Raw genomic sequence first — 26,989 nt, forward strand, 5'->3', positions numbered from 1 at the left:
ACCCGTTGACGAAGCGGGGGCCCTGCCGCAGACCGCCGCAGAAGACGACCCCCGTGCTTGGGGGGACTCTCCTGAGGACGGCTCCGCCTGGCTTCTTGAACAGCGTCCGCCGCACTGGGGGTAGCTGTGCCGGAGGATCCGGACCGCCACCGGCCAGGAATCCAGCCGGCCCCAGGCTAGGGGCCCGGACCCGGCACGCCCTTCGGGACGAAGTAGAGTCCGCCGCGGGCTGAGGCGACGGTCAGCTCAGGGGCGGCGGCTGCCGGGGCTGCGACCACAACGAGTTGTTCATCAGCCGCTGCGGTTGTCCCCGGCCATGACGTAGTCCCGCTGTCCGTGCCGGTAATCCGCAGCACGGGCACGCCGGAGGCGAGGACAACCGGTGGGCCCGCGCCGTCGAACCCCTCTTCCGGAGCCGCCACCACGTCTACCAGGCTTCCAGGCGAGAGCAGCCGTGCCGCGGCCGGATCCGCCGGTCGAAGGGGAAGGGCAGCGGTTCCCGCCGGGGACCCGGTCAGCAGTCCGTCGCCGACCAGGACAGTTTCGCTGACCAGGCCGCCGCCGCGCACCGGCACCGCAAGTTGCCTGCCCACCGCCGTTTGAGCTTCATGGAAAGCCCCGGGCGGTACGGCTCGGGGCGGCAGGCTGATCATCCGAAGATCCCGCTGCGCGATGACATGGCCGGCGGGCAGGTCCCCTGCGGCTGCGGCAACGAGTGCTGTCGCGGGGTCCGGGGGCAGCAGCGCCTCGACTGCTATGCCCGCAGCTGCAGCAGCCAGCAAACCAGCGAGAAGCCGCCGGCGCCGAACCAGGAACCGGCGAAACCTTCCCCTGGGGTGTCCGGTGCCGGGACGCAGGGAAGGAGTTTTGGAACCGGGCGCCCGGGGGCTGTCCCGCCTGCCGGGAACGCGGCCGAGCCGCAGTTTGCTGAACATGCGGCAACGCTAGGCGCGGCAGGGAACTGCGGAAAGCCGGGCGACTGGGGCCGGGTACAACAAAGGCGCCCCGGGCTCCTGTGGAGGAGCGGGACGCCTTCCTGCCGGGCCGCCGCGAACGGGAACCGGAAACGTGACTAACTGGCGGCGGGTGCCGCCGCAGATGATGCCGCGGCCGAAGATGCGGCCGGAGCAGCCTTGGGCGATTCCTTGGCCGTTTCCTTGGCGGGCGCATCCTTGGAAGGGGCAGCCGGAACAGTGGATGCCGCATCGCGTGAATCCGTGCGGTAGAAGCCGGAGCCCTTGAAAACCACACCCACGCTGTTGAACTTCTTGCGCAGGTTGCCGCCGCACTCGGGGCAGACGGTCAGGCTGTCATCGGTGAAGGACTGCTGGATATCGAACGCGTGACCGCAATCCTTGCAGGCATAGGCATACGTGGGCACTCTTACTCCTCCTGAAGGGCGAAAGGAAGGCCTCAGCAGTGTCGCTGTCCGCCGAAGCAGCGGAAGGATTGGCACTCTGCGGCCTAGAGTGCTAAGTATACACCTCTCAGCGGGCTACCCGCGTATAACCGCCGGGGCGCAGGACCCCGTCCACCGGTACGTCCAGGGCATCAGCGGGAAGGCTTCCCGCAGGGACGAACTCATGATCGTGGACCACGGCAACTACCGGTGCCGCGCCGCCGGCCGCCCGGTACCTGGTCAGGAAGCGGTCATAATAGCCACCGCCCTTGCCCATCCTTGTTCCGTCTTCGGAGACGGCCAGTGCCGGAATGAGCAGCAGATTCAGTTCCATGATTTCGGGAAGGTTCCACCGGGGCCCGGCAGGTTCCGGAATCCCCGGAAAGAGGCCGGGAACCAGTGCTGCACCGGGAGTCCACGGACACCAGGACAGCTGGTGCCCCGGTTCACAGACCGGAACCACAACGGTGTGGCCGGCGTCCGCCAGCGCCCCGAGCAGTGCCGAAGTGTCCGGCTCGGTTCCCGCGGAGAGATAGCAGCTGACCATGGAGCCCGGTTCGAGGCCCTGGAGCAGGGGTGCCGCCGCGTCGGCAAGCTGCTGCGCAGACTCCCCGCCGCGCAGCTCCCGGCGCTTTTGCTTGAAACGGCTGCGGACCTGTTCCTTCATGTCGTCGGTCATTGACCTATTGTGCCTGCCGCGAGGGTACATTTGGCGCGCTGAGCGTTCACTTAGGTACTCTTACCGTCATGACCTCACGCCCTAAGATCACCAAAGCCGTAATTCCCGCCGCCGGCCTGGGTACGCGCTTCCTTCCGGCCACCAAGGCCATGCCGAAGGAAATGCTTCCGGTGGTGGACAAGCCGGCCATCCAGTACGTCGTAGAAGAGGCCGTCAACGCCGGCATGCCGGACATCCTGATGATCACCGGCCGCAACAAGCGTTCCCTCGAGGACCACTTCGACCGGGTTCCCTTCATCGAGCAGACCCTGAAGGACAAGGGCGACGACGAGAAGCTTGCCCTGGTCCGGGAGTCTTCCGAACTGGGCGAGATCCACTACCTGCGCCAGGGCGATCCGAAGGGCCTTGGCCACGCGGTCCTGCGCGCCAAGCTGCATATCGGTGATGACCCGTTTGCCGTCCTGCTCGGTGACGACCTGATTGACGCCCGCGATCCGCTGCTGGAAACCATGGTGGAAGTCCAGGCCAAGACGGGCGGCTCCGTTGTCGCCCTCATCGAGGTTGAACCGGACCAGATCAGCGCTTACGGCTGCGCCGACATCTCCGTCATCGAGGGTGAAGACTACGTCCGCGTCAACAAGCTCGTGGAGAAGCCCGACGCGGCGGATGCGCCGTCGAACCTCGCCGTTATTGGCCGCTACGTCCTGCACCCCTCCGTTTTCGGCGTCCTGGAAGAAACCGGCCCCGGCCGGGGCGGCGAAATCCAGCTCACCGACGCACTCCAGACCCTCGCGGGAACCGAAGGTGAAGGCGGCGGCGTGTACGGCGTCGTCTTCCGCGGCCGCCGCTACGACACCGGTGACAAGCTCAGCTACCTCAAGGCTGTTGTCACCCTTGCCTCCGAGCGCGAAGACCTCGGCCCGGACCTGCGTGCCTGGCTGAAGGACTTCAACACCTCCGACGAAGGCTAACTCCGTGCTGGGGTCGGCGATCTGGCCGGTGACGCTGGAAAGCGGCGACCTCATCCTCCGGCCGATCCGCTACCGCGACCGCACCGAATGGAATTCGGTGCGGTCGCGCAATGCCCGCTGGATTGGGCCGTGGGAAGCCACGAATCCGCTGCCCGGCGGTGTCCTGCCGTCCTACGCAGGGATGGTCCGCAGCCTCAACCAGCAGGCGCGCCAGGACACAGCCCTGCCGTTCGTGATCACTGAACGCCAGGCCGGAGTGCGCAGTTCCCCGGCGATCGTGGGACAGCTGACGGTTTCCTCCATTCTCTGGGGCTCCGCCCGTATGGCGACGCTAGGCTACTGGGTGGACGAGGCACGTGCCGGCCGGGGCATCGCACCGACAGCGGTTGCGCTGGCCACCGACCACTGCTTCCGGGTCCTGGGGCTGCACCGGATGGAAATCAACATCCGTCCGGAAAACATGCCCAGCAGGCGCGTCGTCGAGAAACTTGGCTTCCGCGAAGAAGGCCTGCGGCGCCGCTACCTCCACATTGCGGGGCAGTGGGCTGACCACCTCAGTTTCGCCCTCACCGCGGAGGAAGTTCCGGAAGGGCTGCTGTCCCGCTTGCCTTCAGCCCGCTGACCTCGGGTTTTGCGCTGGATTTCCTCCTGACGTGATTCGACACACCCCTTTCCAATCCCGCGTCCGGTGAGGGTTTTCTTCTACGGTCGTAGTTGTGGACTTCCCTCTTAACAGCTCTTTGGTCCTGACGGCAGCCGTCGGGCTCTGGATGCTGTGGGTCGCCCCTCAGTACCTGCACGGAAAGCAGGTGCCTGCACAGTCTTCCGGACGTGCCGGCACCGCCGAACGCGCGCCCAGCAGTGCCGCCACCGAACCGGACCCGAGTTCTCAGGGGAACACCATGTACAACACCAGCACCGGCGCCCAGCACACGCCGCACCTGAGAGCGGGCTCCGGCACCCCTGCCGAAGATCATCCGGCTGCTGCTCCCGGCCCCCTGAAGATCCGCTACGGACGGCTGTTCCTCGCCGTCGTGGGGCTGGTCTGCGTCTTCGCGGTGGTTGGCGGCGGCGCAGCCGCACTGTTCGGCGCCGTCTCCGGCTGGATCCCTGCCGGCGCTGCCCTCGGTGCGGCTGCCTCCGTGGTTTCGCTGCGCGGCCTCGCCGTCCGTGACAAGCGTGAACGCCGGGTCCGGCGTGCTGCCGCTGCCGCTGCCGCCACACAGGATGCCGCTCCGAAGGGTCCGCTGCGCAGCAACCCGAAGGCTGACACGGTGTTCGACGCCGCCGGCACTGACGCGGATCGCCCGGCTGATCTTCCCGCAGCTGCAGACACTGTCGTTCCCGCGGCTCCGCAGCCGAAGCCCGTTCCGCGGCTGACCGCACAGGAGCTGCGCGCCGCGGCACTGGCCGAAGCGGCGAAGAGCGCCGAAGCGTCTTCCTGGGAGCCCGTGGCGGTTCCAAAACCGACCTATGTGGACGCTCCGGCGGCGCCCCGACCGGCACCGGCGCCGCTTGCTGTTCCCGCTTCACCGAAGCCCGTCCTGAAGACCCCCATCCGTCCGGTTGCCGCTCCGGCACCGGGCAGCACCGCGATCGAGCCCCGGACCGCCACCGGGATCCTGAATCTGGACGACGTCCTCCAGCGCCGCCGGGCCTAGCACCCGCGCAGTGTGCCCAGGTGGAGGCAGGCAGGCAGGCCGTCCATCCTCCGGCCGGAACCTGAGGCAGGTGCCCCCGCGGATACTGCTCGAAGGGGCTGGGATGGCTGTTCCGCTGGCCGAGCTCCTGGCTTCGCGGCGACTTGTCCTGGACTCGTGGGTTCACGAGCGCACCTTTGACCGCCCCGGTGCCGGTGCGACGGCGCTCTACCAGGTGCGCGCCATCGACCCCGCGGGACTTCCGCTCACCCTCCACACAGGAGCGACCACCTCCCAGGCTGCTGCTGCCGGGCCGGTGCTGCGGACTTCCCTCGCTGGTGTTCCCCTGTTCCTCTGGCTGCACCCCAATGACCCATTACTCCCGGACCTGGCATGGGCCCTTTCGGCGGTCGGAATGGCACGGATGCTCTTCGGCTCCGCAGACGCGGATCGCGTGGAGCTGACGGTTATTGGCTACCGCCCCCTGCGGCGTGCGGTTGTCCACGCGGTGCTCGGGCGCAGGGAGGCATACGTCAAGGTGGTGCTGCCCACCCACGCCGAAGGCCTGCGGCACCGGCACCAGCTGCTGGCAGGGTCCGCGGTGCCCGCCGCCGCGCTGCTGGCTGGAGCCGAAGGCCGCAGCGCCGTCGTGCTTTCCCCGCTCCGGGGAAGGCCGCTGCTTTCCGGGCTGGCAGACGGCACCAGTACCATCACGGCAGCGGACCTTCTCCGCATCCTTGACTCCCTTCCCGCGACGGCGCTGGAACTGCAGCGCCGTCCGGCGTGGGCAGAGCGTGCACGGGCCTACGGGCGGGCCGCCACATCGGTCCTGCCACAGGACACACAGCGAATTCGCAGTATCTCCCGCGGCGTCGAATCGATGGTGGAAGGCCTCGATCCGGGACCCGTTGTCCCTGTACACGGTGACTTCTACGAAGGAAACCTGCTGGCGGCGGACGGCAGGATCACCGGAGTCCTGGACGTAGACGGCATGGGGCCCGGACACCGCGTCGATGACCTGGCCTGTTTCCTGGGGCATCTGGAGGTGCTCGCCTGGCTGTCGCCGGAGTCATCCCTGCCGGGCAGGGTGGCGGAATACCGGCCGGGTTTCGAAGCCGCTGCGGAAGCGGCAGGCAGCTCTGCCGCGGCGCTCAATGCCCGGGCGGCCGGAGTGGCGCTCAGCCTTGTCCCCGGCGCCAGGGAAGGCCGGAAGCATGACAGGCAGTCCAACGCGGCGCTGCGGCTGGCCGCCGCCGAAGGACTGCTGGACCTGGCCCGCCGGAGCCACGGCGCCTGATCAGCCCCGTCCACTGCGTCAAATGGCCGCCCAATATCCGGTGAAGCACCTCACCTGCGTAGGCTAAAGGAATGCAATCGAGCACCAGCGCATCCAGCCCCAGCCCCGGCACGTCCATCACGGCGATCGGCCTCGACATTGGCGGCACCAAGACCCACGGAATCCGGCTGGAGGGACAGGCCGCAGTGGCAGAAGCGGTCAGTGGAAGCGCAAACGTCCAGAATGTTTCACGCGAGCAGGCGCGGTGCAATCTGGCGGAGATTTTTGCTGCGCTGGGCACCCACGGCATCACCCGCGTCATTGCGGGGTCCGGGGGAGTGGACACGGAGCAGGATGCGGCCGCACTCAGGGAACTGATCCTGGAACACGTCCCCGGAGCAGACGTGACCGTTGTCCATGACACCCGCCTGATCCTCGCCGCCGGAGAAGCTCCGGACGGGATCGGCCTCATAGCAGGAACCGGATCCGTTGCCTGGGGCATGGCACCGGACGGCACGCAGGCACGGTCCGGTGGCTGGGGCTACCTCCTCGGAGACGAAGGCAGTGCCTACTGGATTGGCCGGGAAGCCGTCCGCCACACGCTGCGCCTGCATGACCTGGGACAGGAACCGGACCGGTTGGCAGCAGAGCTGCTGCTCGCCGTCGGCGTCGAAGCCCCGGACGCGCTGATTGCACGGTTCCATGCGGACACCGGCCGCCGCTACTGGGCCTCCATGGCCCGGGTGGTCTTCGACGCGGCCCAGGAGGGCCACGCACCCAGCCGCAGCATCATTGCCACAGCCGCCCGCGACCTCGCGTCCCTGGTGGCCGACGTCGCAGCGAGGCTGGGCATCAGCGGCCCGGTGGTGGTGGGCGGCGGAATCGGGGTGCACCAGCCGCTGCTCCAGGAACTGCTTCTGGCCGGCCTGTCCGCCCGCGGACTGGGCGACATCCGCTTCCTCAGCCAGGACCCCGTATTCGGCGTGCGGTACCTCCTGCAGGGCGAAACAGCATGAGCGAGCGCGGTTTCGATGTCCGGGTTGGCGCCTATGCCGTAGTGGTCCGGGACGGGCAGATCCTGCTTGCGCACTGGAACCAGCACGGCAACTCCGCCTGGACGCTGCCCGGCGGCGGACTCGAATACGGAGAGGACGCTCCCACCGCTGCGGTACGCGAGGTCCTCGAAGAAACCGGCTTCACCGTGGAACTGCAGGACCTGCTGGGTGTGGACAGCCACTTTGTTCCCGCCGAGCGCCGGATGCGCGGTGAGGGACGGATGCTCCACGCGCTGCGGGTGATCTACCGGGCCCGGGTTACCGGAGGCAGCCTGGTGAACGAAGCGGCGGGCAGTACCGACGAGGCAGCCTGGTTCCCGCTTGCGGAAGTGACGGGTCTGGAAAGGGTGGGTTTGGTGGATGTGGCGCTGAAACTACTCGAAGCCGCGCCCGACGGCGGTACGGCGCCCCTACGCTAGGGGCGTAAACCAAGCATCCGCTGGACTCAGGTGCCGGAAACCACATAGCTTAATTCCACGGCTTGTCAGCATACTGCCGTTTCTTGCCCGTATGCGAGACCGTCGCACCCAACCACGGAGGCAGCCATGTCCATTCCGGACGCCACAGAGGCTCGGCAGGATTCCGCCGAGCCCATGATCCGCTTCCGCGGCGTGACCAAGTCATACGGGGACACGGAGTCCGCCGCCGTGGAGAATCTCTCCCTGGACATCGCCAGGGGAGCCATCACCGTATTCGTGGGTCCTTCCGGCTGCGGCAAGACGACGTCCCTGCGCATGATCAACCGGATGGTTGAACCGACATCCGGCACCATCCATGTTGACGGCAAGGACGCAGCGGGGATCACGCCTTCCGCGCTGCGCCGCTCCATGGGATACGTCATGCAGTCCTCGGGACTGCTCCCGCACCGCTCGGTCCTGGACAACATTGCCACCGTCCCCCGCCTCAACGGAGTCCCGCGGAAGCGGGCCCGTGAGCGGGCGGCGGAACTGCTCGACGTCGTGGGCCTGGACCCAGCCATGGGCAAGCGCTACCCCGCGCAGCTTTCCGGCGGCCAGCAGCAGCGCGTAGGTGTGGCCCGCGCCCTGGCTGCGGACCCTCCGGTGCTGCTGATGGATGAACCGTTCAGCGCCGTCGACCCCGTGGTCCGCAGCGAACTGCAGCAGGAGCTGCTGCGGCTGCAGCGGGACCTCGCCAAGACCATCGTGTTTGTCACCCATGACATAGATGAAGCGACAATCCTGGGCGACAAGGTCGCCGTCTTCGCCGTCGGCGGCCGCCTGGCCCAGTACGACAGCCCGGAAGGAATCCTGCGCGCTCCGGTTGACGACTTCGTCGCCGGCTTCGTGGGACGGGACCGCGGTTTCCGGCACCTGGGCTTCCAGCCCGGCGCAGGGGTTCCTGTGCATCCCGTCCAAACCCTGGACCCGGCTGAGCTGGCGGATCCCGCCGTTCCGGTTCAGGGCGGCTGGGCGCTGGCGGTTGACGACGGCGGACGGCCGCTGGGCTGGGTGCCGGCCAGCAGCCGGGAAACGGTCACCTCACCGGGCCAGCTGGTGCCCGGCGGATCACTCCACCGCCGTGGCGAGAGCCTGCGCAGCGCCCTCGACGCGGCGCTGTCCTCCCCGTCGGGACTCGGCGTCGTCGTGGATGACAACGGAGCCGCCGCGGGCATTGTCCGCGCCGGAGAAATCTTTGAACTGATCGAGGCTGCCCGGCTGCGCCGCGGCAAGGCACTGCACGGTTCGGCGGTCTGAGCATGGACTGGTTCTGGTCCAACACGGAGATGATCTCCCGGCTGACCGCACTGCACCTGTTCCAGGCCGTGGTGCCGCTGCTGCTGGGCCTGCTGATCGCCGTGCCGCTGGCACAGTTCGCCCGGCTGCACCGGTTTGCCGGGGGAGCGATCCTGGGGTCCTCGGCGATCCTCTACACGATTCCGTCCCTGGCCCTCTTCGTCCTGCTGCCGGTGATCCTCGGAACCCGGGTCCTGGACATCACCAACGTGGTGGTGGCACTCACGATCTACGCCGTCGCCCTGCTGGTGCGCTCCACCGTGGATGCGTTGAACTCGGTGGACGACGACGTCCGGCAGGCCGCCACGGCCATGGGCTACCGTCCGCTGCGGCGATTTTTCGCCGTGGACCTGCCGCTGTCCCTGCCCGTCCTCTTCGCCGGCCTGCGGGTGATCTCGGTGTCCAACATGTCCCTGGTGAGCGTGGGAGCGCTGTTGGGCATCGACAGCCTCGGCCGGCTGTTTATGGACGGCCTGTACCGGAACTTCCCCACCGAAATCGTGATCGGCATAGCGCTGATCCTGCTCCTGGCCCTCGTGCTGGACCTGGTCCTGGTGCTGGCCCAGCGTCTCCTCACCCCCTGGAGCCGGGCCGTGAGGCGCGGCGGACCAAAGCTGCCGCTCAACACGGTTGAGGCACGGACGGCGGCCGGCTGATGGATTACTCATCTGACAACGTCCTGGTCCAGATGTTCGAGTGGCTGACCGCCGAGAGTTCCTGGACCGGCACGGGCAGCATTCCGCAGCGGATCCTGGAGCACCTTGGCTACACCGCGCTGGCCGTCGGAATCGCCGCCCTGATTGCCGTGCCGCTGGGACTCTACATCGGGCACACGGGCCGCGGGCGCGTCGTCGTCGTTTCCGGAGCGGGGATCCTGCGCGCCCTGCCAACGCTGGGGCTGGTTTTCCTCTTTGTGCTGCTGGCCGGGATCGGGCTGATGCCGCCCATCTGGGCGCTGGTGCTGCTGGCCATTCCGCCCCTGCTGGCAGGAGTCTATGCCGGGATCTCTTCCGTGGACCGCACCGTCGTGGACGCAGCGCGGGCCATGGGCATGACCGAGCTCCAGATCCTTTTCCGGGTTGAACTGCCCAACGGATTCAAGGTCCTCTTCGGCGGATTCCGCGCCGCCGTGCTGCAGGTGCTGGCCACTGTCTCGGTGGTCGCGTTCATCTCCCTGGGCGGGCTGGGCGTGTACCTGATCGAGGGAACCCAGCTGCGGGACAACGGGCGCCTCTTCGGAGGCGCGCTGCTGATCGCGCTGCTGGCCCTCGCCGTTGATTTGGTGCTGGCGGCCGTCCAGCGCCTCGCTCTTTCGCCGGGGCTGCGCAGCAGAACCCGGAAACCGGCCAACCACCGCCGCCGTCAGCCATCCCCTGCCGGCCTCGCAGAAGGAACAACAGCATGAGAACTCTTACCCGTCCGGGCACCCGGAAAACCCTCACCGGTGCCGCAGGCCTCACCACGGTCCTGATGCTCGCCGCATGCGGCGCCAATTCGGATCCGCAGAGCGTTGAGTCATCCTCCGCGCCCACCGGCGTCGAAGACTCGGCGACCCTGGTTGTGGGTTCGGCCGACTTCCCCGAATCCCAGATCATCGCCGAGATCTACGCCGGCGCCCTGAACGCCGAAGGCATCCAGGCCAGCACGCAGCCCGGCATCGGTTCACGCGAGATCTACTACCGTGCACTGGAAGACGGATCCGTCCAGGTCATTCCGGACTACACCGGAAACCTGCTGCTCTTCGCGGACACCGAAGCCACTGCACAGTCCGCCGAAGAGATCATGGACGCGCTTCCGGATGCCTTGAAGGAAGAGTCGCCGGACATGAACATTGCGGTGCTGGACCCCGCCAAGGCTGAAAGCAAGGATGCCCTGGTAGTCACGCAGGCGACCGCCGAGAAGTACAGCCTGACCTCCCTGGAGGATCTGGCCAAGGTCTGCGGAGAAATCACCATCGGCGCACCCACCACCTTCCAGGAACGCGCCTACGGCCTGCCCGGCCTGAAGGAAAAGTACGGCTGCGAGCCGGCCGGCTTCGAAGCCATCAACGACGGCGGCGGCGAGGCCACCCTGCAGGCACTGCTGACCGATAAGGTCCAGGCAGCTGACATCTACACCACCACGCCCTCCATCGAGGAGAACTCCCTGGTAGTGCTCGAGGACCCGAAGAACAACTTCATCGCCCAGCAGGTTGTCCCGCTGGTCAACCTGGATGCCGTCAGCTCCGAAGCCCAGGACGTGCTCAACAGCATCTCCGCTGTGCTGACCACCGAAGACCTGATCTCCCTGAACCAGGCAGTCTCCGGGGACCAGAAGCAGGATCCCAAGGACGCGGCCAAGGCCTGGCTGGAAGAAAAGGGCCTCGCCTAGGGTTCTTCCGTCCCGGATAGGTCCCTCACTTCCACCGAGAGGCCAGTTACGGCTCCAATCGTCCGCGAAAGGAGCCGTAACTGGCCTCTCGGCGTAGTGGTTGGGGAGGGACGGAGGCGGTTATGGCATTCTGTGTAGATGGCCGAATTCACCCAGTCCCAAAAGCTCCATAACGTCCTCTATGACATCCGCGGGCCGCTCCTTGAGCACGCGCAGCGCATGGAGGCGGCGGGACAGCGAATCCTGAAGCTCAACATCGGCAACCCCGCCCCGTTCGGGTTCGAGGCGCCGGAAGCGATCCTGGTGGACATGATCCGCCACCTGCCCACAGCCCAGGGGTACAGCGATTCCCGCGGCATCTTCTCCGCACGCACGGCCGTTGTCCAGTACTACCAGGGCCGCGGCATCCAGAACATCGACGTCGATGACGTGTACCTGGGCAACGGCGTCAGCGAACTGATCACGATGTCCCTGCAGGCGCTGCTGGACACCGGCGACGAAATCCTGGTGCCAACCCCGGACTACCCGCTGTGGACCGCCTCGGTGTCCCTGGCCGGCGGCACCGCCGTGCACTACCTCTGCGACGAGGAGAACCACTGGTGGCCGGACATCGCCGACATGGAAGAGCGGATCACGCCGCGCACCAAGGGCATTGTGCTCATCAACCCGAACAACCCCACCGGTGCGGTGTACCCCGAACACGTGCTGCGCCAGATCGTGGACCTGGCCCGGAAGCACGGCCTGATCATCTTTGCCGATGAGATCTACGAAAAGATCCTGTACGACGGCGCGGTGCACATCAACGCGGCCTCCCTCACCGGGGACGACGTCCTTTGCCTGACTTTCAGCGGCCTGTCCAAGGCCTACCGGATTGCCGGGTTCCGCAGCGGCTGGATGACGATTTCCGGCCCGAAGCGTGCGGCCGCGGACTACATCGAGGGCATCAACCTGCTGGCCAACATGCGCCTGTGCGCCAACGTTCCGGCCCAGCACGCCATCCAGACCGCGCTTGGCGGCTACCAGAGCATCAACGACCTGATCCTGCCCGGCGGCCGGCTTAAGGCGCAGCGCGATCTTGCCTACAAGATGCTCAATGACATTCCGGGCGTCAGCGTCGAAAACGCCGAGGGTGCGCTGTACCTCTTCCCGAAGCTGGATCCCGAGGCCTACCCGATCGAATCCGACGAGATGTTCGCGCTGGACCTGCTCAAGCAGCAGAAGATCCTGGTCTCGCACGGCACGGCGTTCAACTGGATCCGTCCTGACCATTTCCGGATGGTGACGCTTCCGGCACTCGAGGACATCGAGGACGCCATCTCCCGCCTGGCGGAGTTCCTTAGCACCTACAAGCCCGGTACCTCCAAGCCGTAACCTTCGGTCCTGCTGCCGCCCCGCGGCAGCAGGACGTCAGGCTTCGCGGGCTGCGCGGGCAGCCTCGAGGCGCTCCCGGGCGCCCTCGAGCCAGGAATCGCAGCGGGTGGCCAGCGCCTCACCCCGCTCCCAGAGAGCGAGTGACTCCTCGAGACTCGCTCCGCCGGCCTCCAGCCGGGTTACCACGGCCACGAGCTCGTCGCGTGCCTGCTCGTAGCTCATGGCCTCGATGTCGGCCGGGAGTGCTGCTGCTTCATTCATGGTGTTCTCCTCCAATGGAAAGTCGGTTAGCGGTGTCCGGTGGCAACGGCGCCGAGCTCCCCGGCGGCCACCCGGATGCGCAGCTGGGCGTCGGTCTCAACTTCCGCGGCGTCCCGGACAACGGAGCCGTCTGCGAGCTGCACCACGGCGTAGCCCCGGTCCAGGGTCTTCTGCGGTGAGAGTGAGCGGACCTGCGCGCGGAGGTAGCTGATCTTGTCTGCATCGCGCCGGACCTCGGACCGCATCGCCGAGAACGCACGGTCCCGGAGCCGTGCCACGTCCTCGGCCCGGGAAGCGAGCATGGTTTCCGGGGCGGAGAGGACCGGGCGGGTGCGGATGTGGGCCAGCCGGTCTGTTTCCCGGCTGAGCATGAGCTCCATGATCCGGCGCAGCTGCGAGCGTGCCGTGCCGATCCGCGAGAGTTCCTCGCCGACGTCGGGCACAACGCGCTTCGCCGCGTCCGTGGGAGTTGACGCGCGGAGGTCCGCTACCTCGTCCAGCAGCGGACGGTCAGCCTCGTGGCCGATGGCGCTGACCACTGGAGTCTGCGCAGCGGCAACCGCCCGGATCAGATCTTCATGGCTGAACGGCAGCAGGTCCTCCAAAGACCCGCCGCCGCGCGCAATGACAATCACGTCCACTTCCGGCATGGCATCGAGGGAAGCGAGGGCCCGGGTCACTTCGGCGACGGCGTTCACGCCCTGGACCGCAACCTCCCGGACCTCGAATTCAACGGCGGGCCAGCGCAGTGCAGCGTTGCGCATGACGTCCTTCATGGCATCCGAGTTACGGCCCGTGATGAGCCCAATCCGGCCGGGGAGCAGCGGCAGCCGCTGCTTGCGGGCTGCCGCGAACAGACCCTCGGCGGCGAGTGCCTGGCGAAGGCGTTCGATCCGGGCCAGCAGGTCTCCCAGGCCCACGGGCCGGATGTCCCTGGTCTGCATGGACAGCCGGCCGGTCTTCACGTAGAAGTCCGGCTTGATCAGTGCCACCACCCGGGCGCCGCGCTCCAGTGGCAGCTCCAGGCGGTTCATGACCGTGCTCCACACCGTCAGGGACAGGGACACCTCGGCATCGACGTCGCGCAGGGTAATGAAGGAGGCATTCGAACGGCGGTTCAATTCAATGACCTGGCCCTCAACCCACGCCGCCGGTGCGCGATCAATGTAGGCCTTCAGGTTCTTGGACAGCAGCGCCAGGGGCCACGGATTCTCCGGGGAGGTCAGGGCTGCCGTGGGCGCGAGGGCGTTTCCGGTATCCGTCTGGTCCGGATCCTGTGCTCCTGCGGCATTCTGCATGTTTCGAACTCCTGTTGGTCCAGCGCCAGGCCGGTCCTTTGCGGCGCCGGTCCTAAGGTTATTGTCTATCAGGTGCCTGGGACACATCGTGTCCGCTGCTCCCGGACCGTGGACAACGGTCTTCGGGCCAGGCCCTTGTGTCCCTGCCGGGCTGCCCGGCTCCGCGGAAAAGATTTGGGAAACTATGCGCACTTTCGGTTCGGCAATCCTGGTCCTTCTAGCACTCGTGCTCTCCGGGGCCGCAGTAGGCAGCGCCTGGCTGGCGCAGAACGTCGTATCCGCGCAGGGATTCGCCCAGCTTGCCCAGCCGCTGGGTGAAGACGAACCGTTCCAGGCCCAGCTGTCCACAGCGGTAGCGTCCCAGGCGAGTGCAGCGGTGACCGACGGCCTGCCGGACGGGCTGGTTTCCCTGGTCGAACCAATCATTGAGCGGGTGGTTTCCGGGTTCCAGGATGCGCCGGGCTACCCCGAGGCCTGGACCCAGACGCTGGAGCGTTCCCACACCGCTACATTCGATTCCGGGACGCCCACCCTGGACCTCGGCCCGCTCCTGACCCTCGTCAACGCACAGATCGCCGGTGAAATCGGTACCGAACCGGCTGACGCAGGGGAGCGGCTGCTGACGGTTTCCGGCCAGGACCGCAGTGCAGAACTTGAAACCCTGGTGCGCTTTGCCGATTCCTGGCCGCTGCTGGCCGCCGCTGCCGTGCTCGCCGCCCTGCTCGGACTGCTTGTTGCACGACGCCGCTCCACGACGCTCGCGCTGACCGGTGCGGGCCTCGCTATGCTCGCCGGAGTCCTGTGGCTGGCCTCGGGAGCGGCCGGACGGGTTGTGGAGGGACAGACGCCTGCGAACCCGGTAGCTTCGACGTTCGTGGACGGTTTGGTTCCTCTTGCGCAGGCGAGCTTCCAGTCCTGGCTGCTGGTGCTGCTGATCGGCGGGGGAGTGGCCTTTGTCCTGGGACTGGTGCTTCGCCTGGCGGCCGGATCCCGCCGGGATGTGCGCTGACAGCGGACGTGCCAGTTCCGGCTCGGGGGTCCGTCCCCCTACCGGCTAGCATGGAGTCATGACCAGCACAGCCGTTTCCGTGCCGATGCCCACCGTGCCACGCCGCCGCCGGAGCCCCGAAGAGGTTGCTGCCGCTGCGCCGGTGTCCGGAGCGCGCCGGGTCCTGCTCGCGGCGCCGCGAGGCTACTGCGCCGGCGTCGACCGTGCCGTCATCGCCGTCGAAAAGGCGCTGGAACACTACGGCCCGCCCGTCTACGTGCGCAAGCAGATCGTGCACAACCTGCACGTCGTCAGCACGCTGGAAGAACGCGGCGCCATCTTCGTCGATGAGACGGACGAGGTGCCGGAAGGCTCCCTGCTGATCTTCTCCGCCCACGGCGTCTCTCCCGCCGTCGTGCAGTCCGCGGAGGACCGCGGCCTGCGCACCATCGACGCCACCTGCCCGCTGGTGACCAAGGTCCACCGGGAAGCCGTGCGCTTTGCCCGGGATGACTTCGACATCCTGCTCATCGGACACGAGGGACACGAGGAAGTCGAAGGCACCTACGGGGAGGCGCCGGACCACATGCAGATCGTCAACGGACCCGAGGACGTAGACAAGATCGAGGTCCGGGACCCGGATAAGCTCATCTGGCTTTCGCAGACCACACTGTCCGTGGACGAAACCATGACCACGGTGAAGCTGCTGCGGGAGAAGTTCCCGAACCTGCAGGATCCGCCCAGCGACGACATTTGCTACGCCACCTCCAACCGCCAGGCCGCGATCAAGAAGATTGCGCCGGATGCGGACCTGGTGATTGTGGTTGGTTCCGCCAACTCCTCGAACTCCGTGCGGCTGGTTGAGGTGGCGCTGGAATACGGTGCCAAGGCCTCCTACCGCGTTGACTTCGCCAACCAGGTGGACGAGTCATGGTTCGAAGGCGTCTCGACCGTGGGCGTCACATCCGGTGCCTCCGTTCCGGAGAACCTGGTCCAGGACGTGCTGAACCTGCTGGCCGAATACGGCTACGGGGACGTGGAGGAAGTGGTGACGGCGGAAGAGGACATCATCTTCTCCCTGCCCAAGGAAATTCGCGCCACGCTCAAGGCCATGGGGGACTCCTCCCGGGGCCTCGGTGGCCGCCGCTCCTAGGTCCGCCCGTTCCCCTCACCATCCATATGACAGAAACTGCACGTATCGAAGCTGAAACGTGCAGTTTCTGCCATGTCGATGCGGGGGAGCCGCGGAAATCGCCCCGGTTCGGCTCAGCCGGGCTGCCCCGGTAAGATTTCTACCGTGGCTCTTACTATTGGCATCGTCGGCCTGCCCAACGTCGGCAAATCAACCCTGTTCAATGCGCTGACCCGCAACAACGTTCTGGCGGCGAACTACCCGTTCGCTACGATCGAGCCGAATGTCGGCGTCGTATCCCTGCCGGACCCGCGGCTTGCCAAGCTTGCCGAGATCTTCGGTTCAGCCCGCATCCTGCCCGCAACCGTGTCCTTTGTGGACATTGCCGGCATCGTGAAGGGTGCCTCCGAAGGTGAAGGCCTGGGCAACCAGTTCCTCGCCAACATCCGAGAAGCCGAGGCCATCGCCCAGGTTATCCGCGTCTTCGACGATCCCGACGTTGTCCATGTGGACGGCAAGGTTGATCCCCGCTCGGACATGGAGACCATCAACACCGAACTGATCCTCGCGGACCTCCAGACCCTGGAGAAGGCCATCCCGCGCGTGGAGAAGGAAGTCAAGATCAAGAAGCGCGACGCCGCGCAGCTGGCTGCCATGCAGGCCGCCCAGGCTGTGCTCGAGCGCGGAGACACGATCTTCTCCTCCATCGAGAAGGACAAGCTGGACATGGACCAGCTGCGCGAACTGAGCCTGCTGACCGCCAAGCCGTTCATCTACGTCTTCAACGTTGACGACGCCGTGCTGTCCAACCCGGACCGCCAGGCTGAGCTGCGCGAACTCGTTGCCCCCGCCGACGCCATCTTCCTCGACGCGAAGCTCGAAGCCGACCTGGTGGAGCTTGACGAAGAAGAAGCCCGCGAAATGCTGGAGATGAGCGGACAGGAAGAGTCCGGCCTGGACAAGCTGGCCCGCGTTGGTTTCCACACCCTCGGCCTGCAGACCTACCTCACCGCCGGTCCCAAGGAAACCCGCGCCTGGACCATCCACCGCGGCGACACCGCCCCCCAGGCTGCCGGCGTCATCCACACCGACTTTCAGCGCGGCTTCATCAAGGCCGAAGTTGTCTCCTTCGACGATCTGGTTGAGGCCGGCTCAATGGCCGAGGCCAAGGCCCACGGCAAGGTCCGGATTGAAGGCAAGGACTACGTGATGGCCGACGGCGACGTGGTGGAGTTCCGCTTCAACGTGTAGAGCTGGAGGTCATCCGGGCTTACCGGAGTTTCCCACGTGAAGTCGCAGCGCGTTCGCAGCGAACCTTGCGGCTTCCGCGGTTCCGAAGACGACATGGAAGTCAGGGTTTGACTCGTACTGAGTTGCGAGGCCCCGGACCATGTCAACAGACTTCGCAGTATCTCCCGCGTGGGTAGGAGTTCCTGGGATCTCCCTGAACCACTCCATGTGGGCTGCGGCGTGATCTTGCGCTGTGGCGGAGTCTGGTTCGTCGCCTTCCTCCTGAATCACACGCCACCGGGCCAGTAGGGCCTCGGCTCTGGCCTTCCACTCCTTCTGCTGCTGGATCGATTTACCGTGCCACCACTGATTCGATGCATCGAATGCGCCGCGTCCCCAGCGCTTGACAACCTCAGTCTCATATCGGTCATTGAACCCCTCGAGCATGACATCCATGCGAGGTTTGCGGCCTTCACGACGCATTGACAACGTGTGTTCCACCGCGTTGATGCGTCGATTCAGGGAGGCGCGTTCCCTCGCGAGATGCTCCATATGCCCGGTGAGTGCTTCCATTTCGGCCTCAGGAGTTGCGGCTGCATCCAGTACGTCCGCGATATCCGACAGGGGCATGCCCGTCTCTCGCAGCAAGAGGATCCGCTGTAGGCGGGAGACCGCGTCGAGCCCGTAGTAGCGATAACCGTTGGATCCGACGCGGTCGGGGTCGAGTAGTCCGATCTGATGGTAGTGACGCAGCGTGCGCCCGCTGATGCCTGCGCGCTCAGCCAGCTCCCGCACGGTCCACTCCACGGACTGCCTCCCGTTCGTTGTCGTAGTCCTCAGTCTTCCCGGTTGAGGCCCAAGCCCAGCTGAGGCGCGGCGACGCGCAAAACCTCATCCGCTGGCGCGGCAATGCTCTGCGCCGCGGTAGCTCCCACAGTATCGAGGTAGGCGCGCACCAGTCTTATGCCGGCTGCGTAGCCGGCGCCGGTAGGTAGCCCAGCTGGCGCTGCGCCGAGGAGACGTGCGCTCGCGTCGCCATGCACCCACGCTGTGAAGTTCTGCATACCTGTGATGTGTAGCCCGCTTGCGACCCTTGCAAGGACATCGTCGTCATTGTGAGTGCTCTCGCTGACGAAGTGCGTGTACCCCCGGTCGCCGAATAGTTCCGCAGCGAATACGTCTGCAAGTCCTTCTGAGATGACCTGTTCGCCAACGGTGACAGTTATCGGATCCCATACGACACCGCCCGGCGAGTACCGCACATTGTGGTGCAGCTCATGGACGGCAATCGCTTCGAGGCGTTCCAGAACCTGGGGCGTAGGCCAGACGGTGATCGCGATGTAACCGCTGATTCCTCCGAATGCGGACAGTCCCTGGACTTCGTCGAAGAAGTGCGCGTTGGCGGGATCGCCCAAGACGAGAAGCACCTGGAGGTCTGGTACCTCGATGTCCGGGGCGGCTGCCCGGAGTGCTGCGGCCCCGGATTCGAGTGCCATGGCGATGCGGTTCCAGGCGTCTGCCTCGATGAGGCGTTCGAGACCTTCCTGGATGGGTTCGATTGTGCCCTTCCAATCGAAGCCGAAGTTCTGGCGGTGCACCGTGGCCATGTCCACCCCTCCCGGGATGAAGTGGTACATCCCAGCCAGGGGAGACCAGATGTCGCGCACCAAGTCGGCACGGTCGTCGGGGGCCGCCGCGAGCACTCGGCGCATGCTCGTTGCGCTGTCGATCACTGAAACAGTCATAAGACGAGACGGTAAACCTTGCCGTTACGGCAAGGTCCAACCCCGGAAGCACGAACATCTCCAGGGGCCGTATCGAATTGGGAACGTCGTCGAGTTCCGCTTCGACGTCTAGCGTCCATAGCGTGAGGAAGGCCCGGGATGCTGTGCATCCCGGGCCTTCGCCGCTCAGGAGGATGGTACTCCCTGCTGGGCGGTGTCAGTGCCCCACAGTAAACCGCTGCCGCGGGTGTGCGTGGTTGTCGATTTCGTCTACGAAGGCGAGAGCGAAGTCGGTGCCGGAGATCTCCGAAGAACCATCGTCTTTGGTCACCAGGACGTCACCGCCGGTCCGGTAAGAGCCGGTGGTTTCGCCCGGTGCAAAAGCGCCGAAGAGGGCCGCCGGGCTCACATAGAACCAGTCGAGGTCCTCCGGTGCCTGACGCATTGCTTCAAGGACCTCGGCATGGGACAGGGCCTCGGGCTTCCAGTCGTCGAGGAAGTCGGGAGTGTCGACCAGCCGCGGACCACCTTCCGCGACCAGTGAGGAGCCCGCACCGCCAACGAAAGCAAGGCGCGCGCCGTTGGAGCGCGCGGAGTCGATCAACGCCGGGACATACGTTGTGAGGGGAGCACCGTCGACGTCGGCTCCGTGCACAGCCACAACGAGGACATCGGCGTCGGCCGCTGCTGCGGTGACCACGTCCGGGGAAGCCAAGGAACCGGTGCGGTACTCGACTCCGGGGAGCGGCTGTTCCGGTGCATTGCGGGAGTAGGAGATCACCTCGTGCCCTCGTGAGACCGCCTCTCGGGCGATGTTTCCGCCGGCATAACCGGTGCCGCCGAAGATAACTACTCGTGCCATGTGCGTTTCTCCTTGCAGTAGGGAGCCGGCGATGCCCCGGCGAAGATGGAACCTGCTGCGGATCCCGCCTATTCCCCGAACCCGGTATCGATCCGGCACCGTCCGCCCGGCGGGAACGCAGCCGGCCGCCGGCCCACCCCACCGGCCTTTGCAGTGAATGGGCGGGTCGATCCCGCAAACGGATTGCCCCCGGGACCGGGCAGCCGGACAATCGCTCCATGGGCTCCCTGACTTTCAGCTACAACGTCACCCTGGACGGCTGCGTAGACCATCAGGAGGGAATCGCCGACGACGAGACCCATACGCATTACACCCGGCTTTTGGACGAGTCCGGAGCCATGCTCTGGGGCCGCACCACGTACGAGCTAATGGAGAGCTACTGGCCGCTCGTTGCACGGGGAGAGGTCGAGGCGCCGCCGACAATCCGCGAGTGGGCGCTGACGCTGGAGGACAAACCCAAATACGTAGCGTCGGCGACGCGCAGCCACTTCCCGTGGAACAACAGCCACCTGCTTGAAGGCGACCTGGGCACGGCGGTGCAGGAGCTCAAAGACCAAACGCCCGACGGCGTCCTCCTTGGCAGCGGCAAACTCGCCTCGGCGCTGGACCGGCTGGACCTCATTGACGACTACAGGTTCCTGGTCCACCCGATGATCACCGGGCATGGCCCCACCCTCTATGGAGGCCTTCTCGACAGCACTCGCCGCCTGGAACTGATTTCTGCCGAACCGATGGGCAACGGGGCGGTCTCCGTACACTACCGCCGGGCTGCCTGAGCGGAGCGGCAGTAGCCAAAGGAAGGGAAGAGTCCATGAGTGAACAACCCGGCGGCCCGCCTCCGTTTACCGCCGATGATTTCGCGCAGCGGCTGCGGCGGGCAGCAGAAACAGCCGGCAGAGCCGGACTGGACGGCCTCCTGGTCACTCCGGGCCCGGACCTGCTGTACCTCACCGGGTATGCACCTGTTGCCATCACCGAGCGCATCACCATGCTGGTGGTACCGGCAGATGGTGAGCCCCGCCTGCTGGTTCCGAAGCTCGAACGGCCGGACGCGGAAGCGGCCCCCGCCGGCTCCAACCTTGGGATTGTGGACTGGACCGACGGAAGCGATCCCTACGCCGCAGCGGCCTCCCTCCTGGGCAGAGACGGCCGTTATGCGATCTCCGACTCCGCCTGGGCCATGCATCTGCTCGGGCTGCAGGACCACGTGCCCGGTGCCTCGTATGTCTCCATGACCACGGCGCTGCCCATGCTTCGGGCCATCAAGGACGCTGATGAGATTGACGGGCTGGCTGCGGCGGGTGCGGCCGCTGATTTGGCCTATGAGGAGATCGTGAAAGTGCAGTTCGCGGGGCGCAGCGAGAACGACGTCGGGGCGGAGCTGGCCCGGCTGCTCCGCCGGTTCGGCCACTCACAGGTGGATTTCACGGTTGTGGGTTCCGGGCCAAACGGCGCCAACCCGCACCACGAAATCGGCCCCCGGATCATTGGGGAGGGGGACATGGTGGTGCTCGATTTCGGCGGGCTCAAAGACGGCTACGGGTCGGACACCACACGCACCGTTCACGTCGGGGAGCCAGCTGCCAAAGAACGGGAAGTACACGGCGTCGTACGCCGGGCACAGCAGGCAGCATTCGAGGCCGTGCGTCCCGGCGTGGAATGCCAGGAGATCGACCGGGTTGCTCGGGCTGTCATCACTGAAGCCGGATACGGCGAGTACTTTATTCACCGCGTCGGGCATGGAATCGGACTGACGACGCACGAGCCGCCTTACATGGTCGAGGGAGAAACCCAGATCCTGGAACCCGGCATGTGCTTCTCGATCGAACCCGGAATCTACCTTCCGGGCCAGTTTGGCGTCCGTATCGAGGACATCGTGACCGTCGTCCCCGACGGTGGACGGCGGTTGAACCAGACTCCTCACCGGATGCAGATCGTCCATTAGCTGACAATCGTCCCGCCTTACGGGCCGCACCCGTTTGACCCTGACAATCCGCTGCTGTGAGGATCAGGGAATGGGGGAAACAACAACGGCCGGCAGCATGAGCATTTTCTCGTTCCACCTCGCGCACCTGCCGCGGCTTACCGCCGCCGCAATCCTGCTGCGCCCGCCCAAAGTGCAGGGACTGGTTCACTGCGAGGTGTTCGCCGGCATGGAGCTGGGCGCACCAATCGTTTCGGCCCGCAGGATGCAGCTCAAGCGCACTGCGGTGTTCGCGGAGTGGGAGGACGAACAGTCCCTGATCGCTTTCCTGGCGGAGAATCCGCTGGGCCGCAAGCTCGAGAAAGGCTGGCACGTCAGAATGAGGTTCCTGCGCCGCTGGGGTGCGGTCTGCGAGTTCTCCGGCTTGCCGGAATCGGCAGAACCAGCCAACCCGCACGAGCCCGTAGTGGCAGTAACCCTCGCGCGGCTGCGCCTTCCAGAGCTGCCCCGCTTTATTCACTGGGGGCGGCCGGTGGAAAGCCAAATCCGTGACCACCCGGAAGCAGCGCTCGCCCTGGCGGGCATCCGCCTGCCACGGACTGTTTCCACGTTCTCCATCTGGACCAGCACCCGGGCCATGACCGGAATGGTGTCCGGCCGGGACGGCGGGAAGACGGGACGCCGCCACGCACGGGCGATGGCTGAACGCGAACGCCGGGACTTCCACCACGAGTTCACTACGCTGCGCTTTCGCCCTTTGTCCGAGCACGGAAGCTGGGAGGGCCGCTCGCGGTACATGCCGTCGGCCAACGGCACGGCAGGCCCGCGGAACAGCAGCCCGGCCGACTAGCTCACGCCCAGGCTCCAGTGCAGGTATGCCTCGGCAAGCTGCTCCGGTACACCGGGGGCAGCGCCGCGGATAGGGGAGACCTGGGGGCGGGTGATGGTCGCGACGGCAACAATCACGTCCAGCGCCGTAAGGTTCCCCCGAACAGCCCGGTGCCGTCTGAGTTCCGCAAGCACATTGTTGAGGGCATCCAGGGCAGGCTGCTGGACCTGTGCCAGGGGCGCGGAGTCCAGATCCCGGGCGGCGCCTGCCTGGAGCGCCAGCCCGTCCGTCAGCGCCCCCAGCTTCATTGACATCAGGCTGGACAGCAGGTTCTTCCAGGCACCGGACGGGTCTGCATCCAGGCCTGTCCGGGCCCGCTCCACGGCGCCAATGATCTGTTCCACCATGTCCTGGACTACGGCCCGGACAAGGTCCTCCCGGGACGGGAAGTTCCGGTACAGAGTGGCGATGCCGACGCCGCCGGCAGCCGCCACGGCTTCGAGGGCGACGTCCCCGCCCCGTTCCGCGAAGACGTGCTTGGCGTGCTCAATGATGTTCTGCCTTCGGCGTGCGGCATCAGCCCTCATTCGTTCTCCTTCAATTTGACCCCCAGTCTAAACCGGAGGAATATCTTCCGGTAGAAGCGGAGGAAATTCCTCCGCAACAGAAGGATTCTCCATGACCGCCGAAACCCGGGAAACGGGTTCCCACCGCAAGCACGCAGCAATCTGGGCAGGGCTCACCGTCGGCCTCTCCGTCATCCTCCTGGCCCTGCTGATGCTCTTCATCTCTCCCTCCCTCCTCTCCGGGCCCCGCGACTTGGGCCTGGGCGTGGTAGGCGCCGAGCATCAGGCCGAGTCGATTGCCGCAACCCTGGAAGAACAGTCCCCGGGTGCGTTCGTCGTCGAGCCCTATAACAGTGCTCCAGAGCTGGAACAGGCAATCCGCGAACGCAGCATTGTGGGAGGCATCGACTTCTCGCCGCCGGACATGAGGGTCTACGTGGCAAGTGCAGGATCGACTGCAGTCTCCGGAACCATCAGCAACGTCGGGACCGCCATAGCCGGAGGCACGCACCGTAGCGTCGAGATTATCGACGTCGTTCCCCTGCCCTCGGCCGACCCGACCGGTGTTGGCATCGGCGGACTTGCCTTCCCGCTGGTGTTCGGCGGCATCGTGCCGGCAGTGGCGTTCCGCTCCATGCTCGCAGGCAAGCGCTGGTGGATTTTCGCGGGCCTCACCGGCTTTTCAGTCGCCGGCGGATTCGTCGTTGCGGCTGTCCTCAAATACCTCTTCGGCAGCATCGAAGGCCCGCTGGTCCCGGTTGCCGCCAGCGTCGCTCTCGGCATTGCTGCACTGGCACTGCCGCTGGCGGGCCTCAACGAGTGCTTCGGCACCAAGGGCTTTACCATTGCCGCCATGTCCATGATGTTTGTGGGCAATCCGTTTGCGGGCATAGCCACCAGCGCCCAGTGGCTCCCCGCCGGCGTCGCACTGATCGGACAGCTGCTTCCGCCGGGAGCCGCAGGCACGCTGGTCCGCTCGGTGGCTTATTTCGACGGCGCCGGCGGATTAGGCGCCGCCCTGACCCTGGCTGTATGGGTGCTCGCGGGGATCGCGCTGTGGTTCGCGGGCCCGCGTATTAAGGATGCACGGGCCGGGAAAACACCGCTGCCGCAGTCGGCGGCGGCGGGCTAGGGACGCGGGCTGCGCCTGAGCTGGGAACAGGGGTCTGCCCCAAGCCAAGCGGGCCGCGCCCTACCCAGGCAGGCGCCAACCCAGGCAGGCGGGCTGCCTAACTGCTAACGCCCACGGCTTTGCCGATGGAAGCCGGATCTTCGAGCAGGCCAAGCATGCATTCGGCCAGATCGGCGCGGGGAATCGAGCCGCGGAGGGTTCCGCTGTCCCCGGTTTCCAAGGCCTGCCAGGAACCGGCCGGTTCCTTGTTGGTCAGGCCCGTTGGCCGCACGATCGTCCAGTCCAGGCCGGAGCCCTGCACGGCAGCTTCCTGCTCGTTGTGGTCTGCGAGCGGCTTGGCCAGTGCCACTTTCATCGCTATCCGAAGCGGGGCCGGCATGAGGGAGCCGGAGTCCCCGGCGCCCAGGGAAGACTGGACCATCAGCCGCTGCACGCCCTGCTCCTTCATGGCATCAATGACCGTGCGCGTGACGGCTGCCCGGTGCCTGGGGTTCCCTTTCGAGCCGCCCACCGTAACGACGACGGCGTCCGCACCGGCAACGGCTGCCGCCGCGGCGGCCGGACTTCCGGCGTCCCCGGTCAGCAGGCGTACGCCTCCGGGGCCCTGACCACTGCGGGAAAGCACCGTGACTTCGTGGCCCGCAGCCTGTGCCAGGGATGCCAGCTGGGCGCCGGTTCCCTTCGAGCCGCCAATAATCGTGAGCTTCACAAGAGTCCTCCGGGACGTGGATGGGGACCGGTTCATGTCCCAGCTGCAATTTTACTGCCCGATGAAAGCCCTTCCCGAGTGTGTGCGGGGGCACAATAGCGCCTTCAATAGCATCAGACCAGAGGAGTTGTCGTAATGATAATTTTCAGGTTGCAAACGTGTAACAACCGTGTCGCGTCGGGAACCAAGTTACGGGCCGGTAGCGGTCCGCGGTCTACTCTCTTAGTCATATGCGACGAGGCACGCAGGATCTGCGCTGTCCGTGATTCCGGTAATCCCGCCGGAGACAATGACGCACTGAGAAATAGGAGGCGGAATGCGTTTTGCACGTATTTCCAAAGCAGTGGGTGTGGCAGCTGTAGCTGCCCTCGCGCTGAGCGCCTGTGCAGCGAATCAGGGGACCACCGACGGCGGTTCAACTGACAGCGAGAGCACCGGCGGTTCTGTCCGCGTTGTGGAGGTTAACGCCTTCAGCTCGTTCAACAGCAACACGGCGAACGGCAACGTAGATATCAACGGCAAGATCGCGTACGCCACGCACTCCGGGTTCAACTACATCACCGATGAACTCAAGGTTGAGCCGCTGGAAGACTTCGGCACCTACGAAAAGGTGTCCGACGATCCCCTGACGGTCAAGTACACCGTCAATGAGGGCGTCAACTGGTCCGACGGCGAGCCTGTCGACGCCGATGACCTCATGCTCCTCTGGGCCGTCAACTCCGGCCACTTCAACGACGCCACCCTGAACGAAGAGGGCGAGACCGTTTCCGGTACCACCTACTTCGACTACGCGGGCGACACCTCAGGACTGAGCCTGACCGACGTTCCCGAAATCGGCGACGACGGACGCTCCATCACCATGACCTACTCCGAGCCCTTCGCGGACTGGGAAATTGCCTTTGGTGCCATGACCGACGGCGGCGTCCAGACCCCGGCGCACGTTGTTGCCGAGAAGGCCGGCCTGGCCGACGGCGACGCGCTGATCGAACTGATCCAGAACACGCCCGCGGGCGACCCGGCAAACCCGGCTCCCGTGAACGAAGAGCTGAAGGCTGTTGCCGACTTCTGGAACACCGGCTTCGACACGAAGTCCCTGCCCTCGGACGCTTCCCTGTACCTCTCCAACGGTCCGTTCATTGTCTCGGCGATCGATCCCGAGAACTCCATGACCCTGACCCGCAACGAGGACTACAACTGGGGTCCCGAGCCCAAGATCGACGAGATCATTGTCCGCTACATCGGCGATGCTCCCGCTCAGGTCCAGGCTCTGAAGAACGGTGAAGTGGACATCATTGCTCCGCAGGCCTCGGCCGACACCGTGGATCAGCTCGAAGCCATTGATGGTGTAACCATCAACTCCGGCAACCAGCTCTCCTACGACCACGTTGACCTTAACTACACCGGCGTCTTCGCTGACCAGAATGTGCGCACCGCGTTCATGAAGGTCATCCCGCGCCAGGCGATCGTTGACTCGATCGTGAAGAAGCTCAACCCGGATGCAGCCCCGCTGGACTCGGAGATCTTCCTCTCTGACCAGGACGGCTACGAAGACTCCGCAGCCAACAACGGCTCCTCCGAATTCGCCGAGGTTGACGTTGAAGGCGCCAAGGAACTGCTGGCTGGTGCCACCCCTGAAGTACGCATCATGTACAACAAGGACAACCCCAACCGCTCTGACGCCTACACCCTGATTGCACAGTCCGCCTCCGAGGCCGGCTTCAAGGTCGTCGACGGCGGCCTGGGCGCCTCTGACTGGGGCTCCGCCCTGGGCACCGGCACCTACGACGCATCCATCTTCGGCTGGATCAACTCGGGTGTT

Annotated in this window: 29 protein-coding genes; 19 read left to right on the forward strand and 10 right to left on the reverse strand. The window is 65.9% G+C overall.

From position 1 onward, the window contains the following. Nucleotides 1–176: 176 nt before the first annotated feature. From ACSLGO_RS02495 to ACSLGO_RS02505, 3 genes are all read right to left on the reverse strand, one after another. Nucleotides 177–935, reverse strand: a complete 759-nt coding sequence (locus ACSLGO_RS02495; RefSeq protein ID WP_436399805.1) for an SAF domain-containing protein — start codon at nucleotides 933–935, stop codon at nucleotides 177–179. 137 nt (nucleotides 936–1,072) lie between these two features. Further along, on the reverse strand, nucleotides 1,073–1,381 hold the full coding sequence (locus ACSLGO_RS02500; RefSeq protein WP_377955613.1) for an FmdB family zinc ribbon protein: 309 nt from the start codon (nucleotides 1,379–1,381) through the stop codon (nucleotides 1,073–1,075). 106 nt (nucleotides 1,382–1,487) lie between these two features. After that, on the reverse strand, nucleotides 1,488–2,078 hold the full coding sequence (locus tag ACSLGO_RS02505; RefSeq protein WP_436399806.1) for a 5-formyltetrahydrofolate cyclo-ligase: 591 nt from the start codon (nucleotides 2,076–2,078) through the stop codon (nucleotides 1,488–1,490). 68 nt (nucleotides 2,079–2,146) lie between these two features. Between ACSLGO_RS02505 and galU the strand changes: the two genes are divergently transcribed. From galU to ACSLGO_RS02560, 11 genes are all read left to right on the forward strand, one after another. Then, a complete protein-coding gene (galU, locus tag ACSLGO_RS02510) occupies nucleotides 2,147–3,049 on the forward strand; it encodes a UTP--glucose-1-phosphate uridylyltransferase GalU (RefSeq protein ID WP_091602851.1) in 903 nt (300 codons plus the stop codon). 4 nt (nucleotides 3,050–3,053) lie between these two features. Further along, nucleotides 3,054–3,671 carry a GNAT family N-acetyltransferase gene (locus ACSLGO_RS02515; protein ID WP_263127350.1) on the forward strand — a complete coding sequence of 206 codons (618 nt, stop codon included), beginning with the start codon at nucleotides 3,054–3,056 and terminating at the stop codon, nucleotides 3,669–3,671. 94 nt (nucleotides 3,672–3,765) lie between these two features. Then, nucleotides 3,766–4,710: a hypothetical protein gene (locus ACSLGO_RS02520; protein WP_436399807.1), complete on the forward strand. Its 945-nt coding sequence runs from the start codon at nucleotides 3,766–3,768 to the stop codon at nucleotides 4,708–4,710. Between the two features lie 103 nt (nucleotides 4,711–4,813). Further along, a complete protein-coding gene (locus ACSLGO_RS02525; RefSeq protein WP_436399808.1) occupies nucleotides 4,814–5,986 on the forward strand; it encodes a phosphotransferase family protein in 1,173 nt (390 codons plus the stop codon). 71 nt (nucleotides 5,987–6,057) lie between these two features. Next, nucleotides 6,058–6,981 (forward strand): N-acetylglucosamine kinase, encoded by a 924-nt coding sequence (locus ACSLGO_RS02530; protein ID WP_152273669.1) that lies wholly within the window; start codon nucleotides 6,058–6,060, stop codon nucleotides 6,979–6,981. Next, complete coding sequence (locus ACSLGO_RS02535; protein ID WP_091602866.1) at nucleotides 6,978–7,439, forward strand: NUDIX hydrolase; 462 nt, start codon at nucleotides 6,978–6,980, stop codon at nucleotides 7,437–7,439. The genes ACSLGO_RS02530 and ACSLGO_RS02535 overlap by 4 nt, the downstream gene beginning before the upstream one ends. A 126-nt stretch (nucleotides 7,440–7,565) precedes the next feature. Next, nucleotides 7,566–8,735 (forward strand): ABC transporter ATP-binding protein, encoded by a 1,170-nt coding sequence (locus tag ACSLGO_RS02540; RefSeq protein WP_436399809.1) that lies wholly within the window; start codon nucleotides 7,566–7,568, stop codon nucleotides 8,733–8,735. A gap of 2 nt (nucleotides 8,736–8,737) precedes the next feature. Continuing rightward, the gene (locus ACSLGO_RS02545) at nucleotides 8,738–9,430 is read left to right on the forward strand and encodes an ABC transporter permease (RefSeq protein ID WP_436399810.1); all 693 of its coding nucleotides are present in this window, start codon (nucleotides 8,738–8,740) and stop codon (nucleotides 9,428–9,430) included. Continuing rightward, on the forward strand, nucleotides 9,430–10,179 hold the full coding sequence (locus ACSLGO_RS02550) for an ABC transporter permease (RefSeq protein WP_386917618.1): 750 nt from the start codon (nucleotides 9,430–9,432) through the stop codon (nucleotides 10,177–10,179). The genes ACSLGO_RS02545 and ACSLGO_RS02550 overlap by 1 nt, the downstream gene beginning before the upstream one ends. Continuing rightward, nucleotides 10,176–11,144 carry a glycine betaine ABC transporter substrate-binding protein gene (locus tag ACSLGO_RS02555; protein WP_091602871.1) on the forward strand — a complete coding sequence of 323 codons (969 nt, stop codon included), beginning with the start codon at nucleotides 10,176–10,178 and terminating at the stop codon, nucleotides 11,142–11,144. The genes ACSLGO_RS02550 and ACSLGO_RS02555 overlap by 4 nt, the downstream gene beginning before the upstream one ends. A gap of 138 nt (nucleotides 11,145–11,282) precedes the next feature. Next, nucleotides 11,283–12,515 carry a pyridoxal phosphate-dependent aminotransferase gene (locus ACSLGO_RS02560; RefSeq protein WP_091602874.1) on the forward strand — a complete coding sequence of 411 codons (1,233 nt, stop codon included), beginning with the start codon at nucleotides 11,283–11,285 and terminating at the stop codon, nucleotides 12,513–12,515. A 36-nt stretch (nucleotides 12,516–12,551) separates the two neighbouring features. On the opposite strand, the gene ACSLGO_RS02565 is transcribed toward ACSLGO_RS02560, so the two are convergent. Both ACSLGO_RS02565 and xseA read right to left on the reverse strand, forming a co-directional pair. Continuing rightward, a complete protein-coding gene (locus ACSLGO_RS02565) occupies nucleotides 12,552–12,776 on the reverse strand; it encodes an exodeoxyribonuclease VII small subunit (protein WP_325787057.1) in 225 nt (74 codons plus the stop codon). Nucleotides 12,777–12,802: 26 nt separating this feature from the next. Beyond that, complete coding sequence (gene xseA, locus ACSLGO_RS02570; protein WP_152273664.1) at nucleotides 12,803–14,074, reverse strand: exodeoxyribonuclease VII large subunit; 1,272 nt, start codon at nucleotides 14,072–14,074, stop codon at nucleotides 12,803–12,805. A gap of 184 nt (nucleotides 14,075–14,258) precedes the next feature. Here xseA and ACSLGO_RS02575 point away from each other — a divergent pair, with 184 nt between their 5' ends. The 3 genes from ACSLGO_RS02575 to ychF all read left to right on the forward strand — a co-directional run bounded on the left by ACSLGO_RS02575 (nucleotide 14,259) and on the right by ychF (nucleotide 17,445). Continuing rightward, the gene (locus tag ACSLGO_RS02575) at nucleotides 14,259–15,083 is read left to right on the forward strand and encodes a hypothetical protein (protein ID WP_436399811.1); all 825 of its coding nucleotides are present in this window, start codon (nucleotides 14,259–14,261) and stop codon (nucleotides 15,081–15,083) included. 58 nt (nucleotides 15,084–15,141) lie between these two features. Beyond that, nucleotides 15,142–16,215 (forward strand): 4-hydroxy-3-methylbut-2-enyl diphosphate reductase, encoded by a 1,074-nt coding sequence (locus ACSLGO_RS02580; protein ID WP_091602886.1) that lies wholly within the window; start codon nucleotides 15,142–15,144, stop codon nucleotides 16,213–16,215. Nucleotides 16,216–16,359: 144 nt separating this feature from the next. After that, entirely contained in the window at nucleotides 16,360–17,445 is a 1,086-nt protein-coding gene (gene ychF, locus ACSLGO_RS02585) for a redox-regulated ATPase YchF (RefSeq protein WP_091602889.1), read from the forward strand. A gap of 9 nt (nucleotides 17,446–17,454) precedes the next feature. Here the strand turns inward: ychF and ACSLGO_RS02590 are convergent, their stop codons facing one another. The 3 genes from ACSLGO_RS02590 to ACSLGO_RS02600 form a co-directional block, all read right to left on the reverse strand. After that, nucleotides 17,455–18,231 (reverse strand): MerR family transcriptional regulator, encoded by a 777-nt coding sequence (locus ACSLGO_RS02590; RefSeq protein WP_386917614.1) that lies wholly within the window; start codon nucleotides 18,229–18,231, stop codon nucleotides 17,455–17,457. A gap of 29 nt (nucleotides 18,232–18,260) precedes the next feature. Then, nucleotides 18,261–19,169 carry a DUF2268 domain-containing protein gene (locus ACSLGO_RS02595; RefSeq protein WP_436399812.1) on the reverse strand — a complete coding sequence of 303 codons (909 nt, stop codon included), beginning with the start codon at nucleotides 19,167–19,169 and terminating at the stop codon, nucleotides 18,261–18,263. Between the two features lie 196 nt (nucleotides 19,170–19,365). Next, a complete protein-coding gene (locus ACSLGO_RS02600) occupies nucleotides 19,366–20,010 on the reverse strand; it encodes an NAD(P)-dependent oxidoreductase (RefSeq protein WP_387004329.1) in 645 nt (214 codons plus the stop codon). A 218-nt stretch (nucleotides 20,011–20,228) separates the two neighbouring features. Here ACSLGO_RS02600 and ACSLGO_RS02605 point away from each other — a divergent pair, with 218 nt between their 5' ends. The 3 genes from ACSLGO_RS02605 to ACSLGO_RS02615 all read left to right on the forward strand — a co-directional run bounded on the left by ACSLGO_RS02605 (nucleotide 20,229) and on the right by ACSLGO_RS02615 (nucleotide 22,784). Further along, nucleotides 20,229–20,786 carry a dihydrofolate reductase family protein gene (locus ACSLGO_RS02605; protein WP_387004332.1) on the forward strand — a complete coding sequence of 186 codons (558 nt, stop codon included), beginning with the start codon at nucleotides 20,229–20,231 and terminating at the stop codon, nucleotides 20,784–20,786. A 35-nt stretch (nucleotides 20,787–20,821) separates the two neighbouring features. After that, nucleotides 20,822–21,955 (forward strand): M24 family metallopeptidase, encoded by a 1,134-nt coding sequence (locus tag ACSLGO_RS02610; RefSeq protein WP_436399813.1) that lies wholly within the window; start codon nucleotides 20,822–20,824, stop codon nucleotides 21,953–21,955. Between the two features lie 70 nt (nucleotides 21,956–22,025). Next, the gene (locus ACSLGO_RS02615) at nucleotides 22,026–22,784 is read left to right on the forward strand and encodes a hypothetical protein (protein ID WP_377955624.1); all 759 of its coding nucleotides are present in this window, start codon (nucleotides 22,026–22,028) and stop codon (nucleotides 22,782–22,784) included. Here ACSLGO_RS02615 and ACSLGO_RS02620 read toward each other — a convergent pair. Further along, nucleotides 22,781–23,350 (reverse strand): TetR/AcrR family transcriptional regulator, encoded by a 570-nt coding sequence (locus ACSLGO_RS02620; RefSeq protein WP_277665053.1) that lies wholly within the window; start codon nucleotides 23,348–23,350, stop codon nucleotides 22,781–22,783. The genes ACSLGO_RS02615 and ACSLGO_RS02620 overlap by 4 nt on opposite strands. 91 nt (nucleotides 23,351–23,441) lie before the next feature. On the opposite strand from ACSLGO_RS02620, the gene ACSLGO_RS02625 reads away from it, so the two are divergent. Continuing rightward, nucleotides 23,442–24,461 carry a hypothetical protein gene (locus ACSLGO_RS02625; protein ID WP_436399814.1) on the forward strand — a complete coding sequence of 340 codons (1,020 nt, stop codon included), beginning with the start codon at nucleotides 23,442–23,444 and terminating at the stop codon, nucleotides 24,459–24,461. A gap of 97 nt (nucleotides 24,462–24,558) precedes the next feature. Here the strand turns inward: ACSLGO_RS02625 and ACSLGO_RS02630 are convergent, their stop codons facing one another. Next, nucleotides 24,559–25,170 (reverse strand): NAD(P)-dependent oxidoreductase, encoded by a 612-nt coding sequence (locus ACSLGO_RS02630; protein ID WP_436399815.1) that lies wholly within the window; start codon nucleotides 25,168–25,170, stop codon nucleotides 24,559–24,561. Between the two features lie 316 nt (nucleotides 25,171–25,486). Between ACSLGO_RS02630 and ACSLGO_RS02635 the strand changes: the two genes are divergently transcribed. Continuing rightward, nucleotides 25,487–26,989, forward strand: a 1,503-nt coding sequence (locus ACSLGO_RS02635) for an ABC transporter family substrate-binding protein (protein ID WP_436399816.1), incomplete at its 3' end; no start/stop codon positions are given.

Origin of the sequence: Arthrobacter sp. IK3 (assembly GCF_051337705.1) — a bacterium.
Taxonomy (GTDB): Bacteria; Actinomycetota; Actinomycetes; order Actinomycetales; family Micrococcaceae; genus Arthrobacter_B; species Arthrobacter_B koreensis.

Excerpts from the sequence above, each read along its gene's own strand:
- ACSLGO_RS02615 (WP_377955624.1), top strand. The coding sequence starts at position 22,026 with ATGGGGGAAACAACAACGGCCGGCAGCATGAGCATTTTCTCGTTCCAC.
- ACSLGO_RS02540 (WP_436399809.1), top strand. The coding sequence starts at position 7,566 with ATGTCCATTCCGGACGCCACAGAGGCTCGGCAGGATTCCGCCGAGCCC.
- ACSLGO_RS02550 (WP_386917618.1), top strand. The coding sequence starts at position 9,430 with ATGGATTACTCATCTGACAACGTCCTGGTCCAGATGTTCGAGTGGCTG.
- ACSLGO_RS02545 (WP_436399810.1), top strand. The coding sequence starts at position 8,738 with ATGGACTGGTTCTGGTCCAACACGGAGATGATCTCCCGGCTGACCGCA.
- ACSLGO_RS02610 (WP_436399813.1), top strand. The coding sequence starts at position 20,822 with ATGAGTGAACAACCCGGCGGCCCGCCTCCGTTTACCGCCGATGATTTC.
- ACSLGO_RS02505 (WP_436399806.1), bottom strand. The coding sequence starts at position 2,078 with ATGACCGACGACATGAAGGAACAGGTCCGCAGCCGTTTCAAGCAAAAG.
- ACSLGO_RS02605 (WP_387004332.1), top strand. The coding sequence starts at position 20,229 with ATGGGCTCCCTGACTTTCAGCTACAACGTCACCCTGGACGGCTGCGTA.
- ACSLGO_RS02495 (WP_436399805.1), bottom strand. The coding sequence starts at position 935 with ATGTTCAGCAAACTGCGGCTCGGCCGCGTTCCCGGCAGGCGGGACAGC.
- ACSLGO_RS02525 (WP_436399808.1), top strand. The coding sequence starts at position 4,814 with ATGGCTGTTCCGCTGGCCGAGCTCCTGGCTTCGCGGCGACTTGTCCTG.
- ACSLGO_RS02530 (WP_152273669.1), top strand. The coding sequence starts at position 6,058 with ATGCAATCGAGCACCAGCGCATCCAGCCCCAGCCCCGGCACGTCCATC.
- xseA (WP_152273664.1), bottom strand. The coding sequence starts at position 14,074 with ATGCAGAATGCCGCAGGAGCACAGGATCCGGACCAGACGGATACCGGA.
- ACSLGO_RS02595 (WP_436399812.1), bottom strand. The coding sequence starts at position 19,169 with ATGACTGTTTCAGTGATCGACAGCGCAACGAGCATGCGCCGAGTGCTC.
- ACSLGO_RS02625 (WP_436399814.1), top strand. The coding sequence starts at position 23,442 with ATGACCGCCGAAACCCGGGAAACGGGTTCCCACCGCAAGCACGCAGCA.
- ACSLGO_RS02600 (WP_387004329.1), bottom strand. The coding sequence starts at position 20,010 with ATGGCACGAGTAGTTATCTTCGGCGGCACCGGTTATGCCGGCGGAAAC.
- ACSLGO_RS02620 (WP_277665053.1), bottom strand. The coding sequence starts at position 23,350 with ATGAGGGCTGATGCCGCACGCCGAAGGCAGAACATCATTGAGCACGCC.
- galU (WP_091602851.1), top strand. The coding sequence starts at position 2,147 with ATGACCTCACGCCCTAAGATCACCAAAGCCGTAATTCCCGCCGCCGGC.
- ACSLGO_RS02580 (WP_091602886.1), top strand. The coding sequence starts at position 15,142 with ATGACCAGCACAGCCGTTTCCGTGCCGATGCCCACCGTGCCACGCCGC.
- ACSLGO_RS02565 (WP_325787057.1), bottom strand. The coding sequence starts at position 12,776 with ATGAATGAAGCAGCAGCACTCCCGGCCGACATCGAGGCCATGAGCTAC.
- ACSLGO_RS02535 (WP_091602866.1), top strand. The coding sequence starts at position 6,978 with ATGAGCGAGCGCGGTTTCGATGTCCGGGTTGGCGCCTATGCCGTAGTG.
- ACSLGO_RS02555 (WP_091602871.1), top strand. The coding sequence starts at position 10,176 with ATGAGAACTCTTACCCGTCCGGGCACCCGGAAAACCCTCACCGGTGCC.
- ACSLGO_RS02575 (WP_436399811.1), top strand. The coding sequence starts at position 14,259 with ATGCGCACTTTCGGTTCGGCAATCCTGGTCCTTCTAGCACTCGTGCTC.
- ACSLGO_RS02560 (WP_091602874.1), top strand. The coding sequence starts at position 11,283 with ATGGCCGAATTCACCCAGTCCCAAAAGCTCCATAACGTCCTCTATGAC.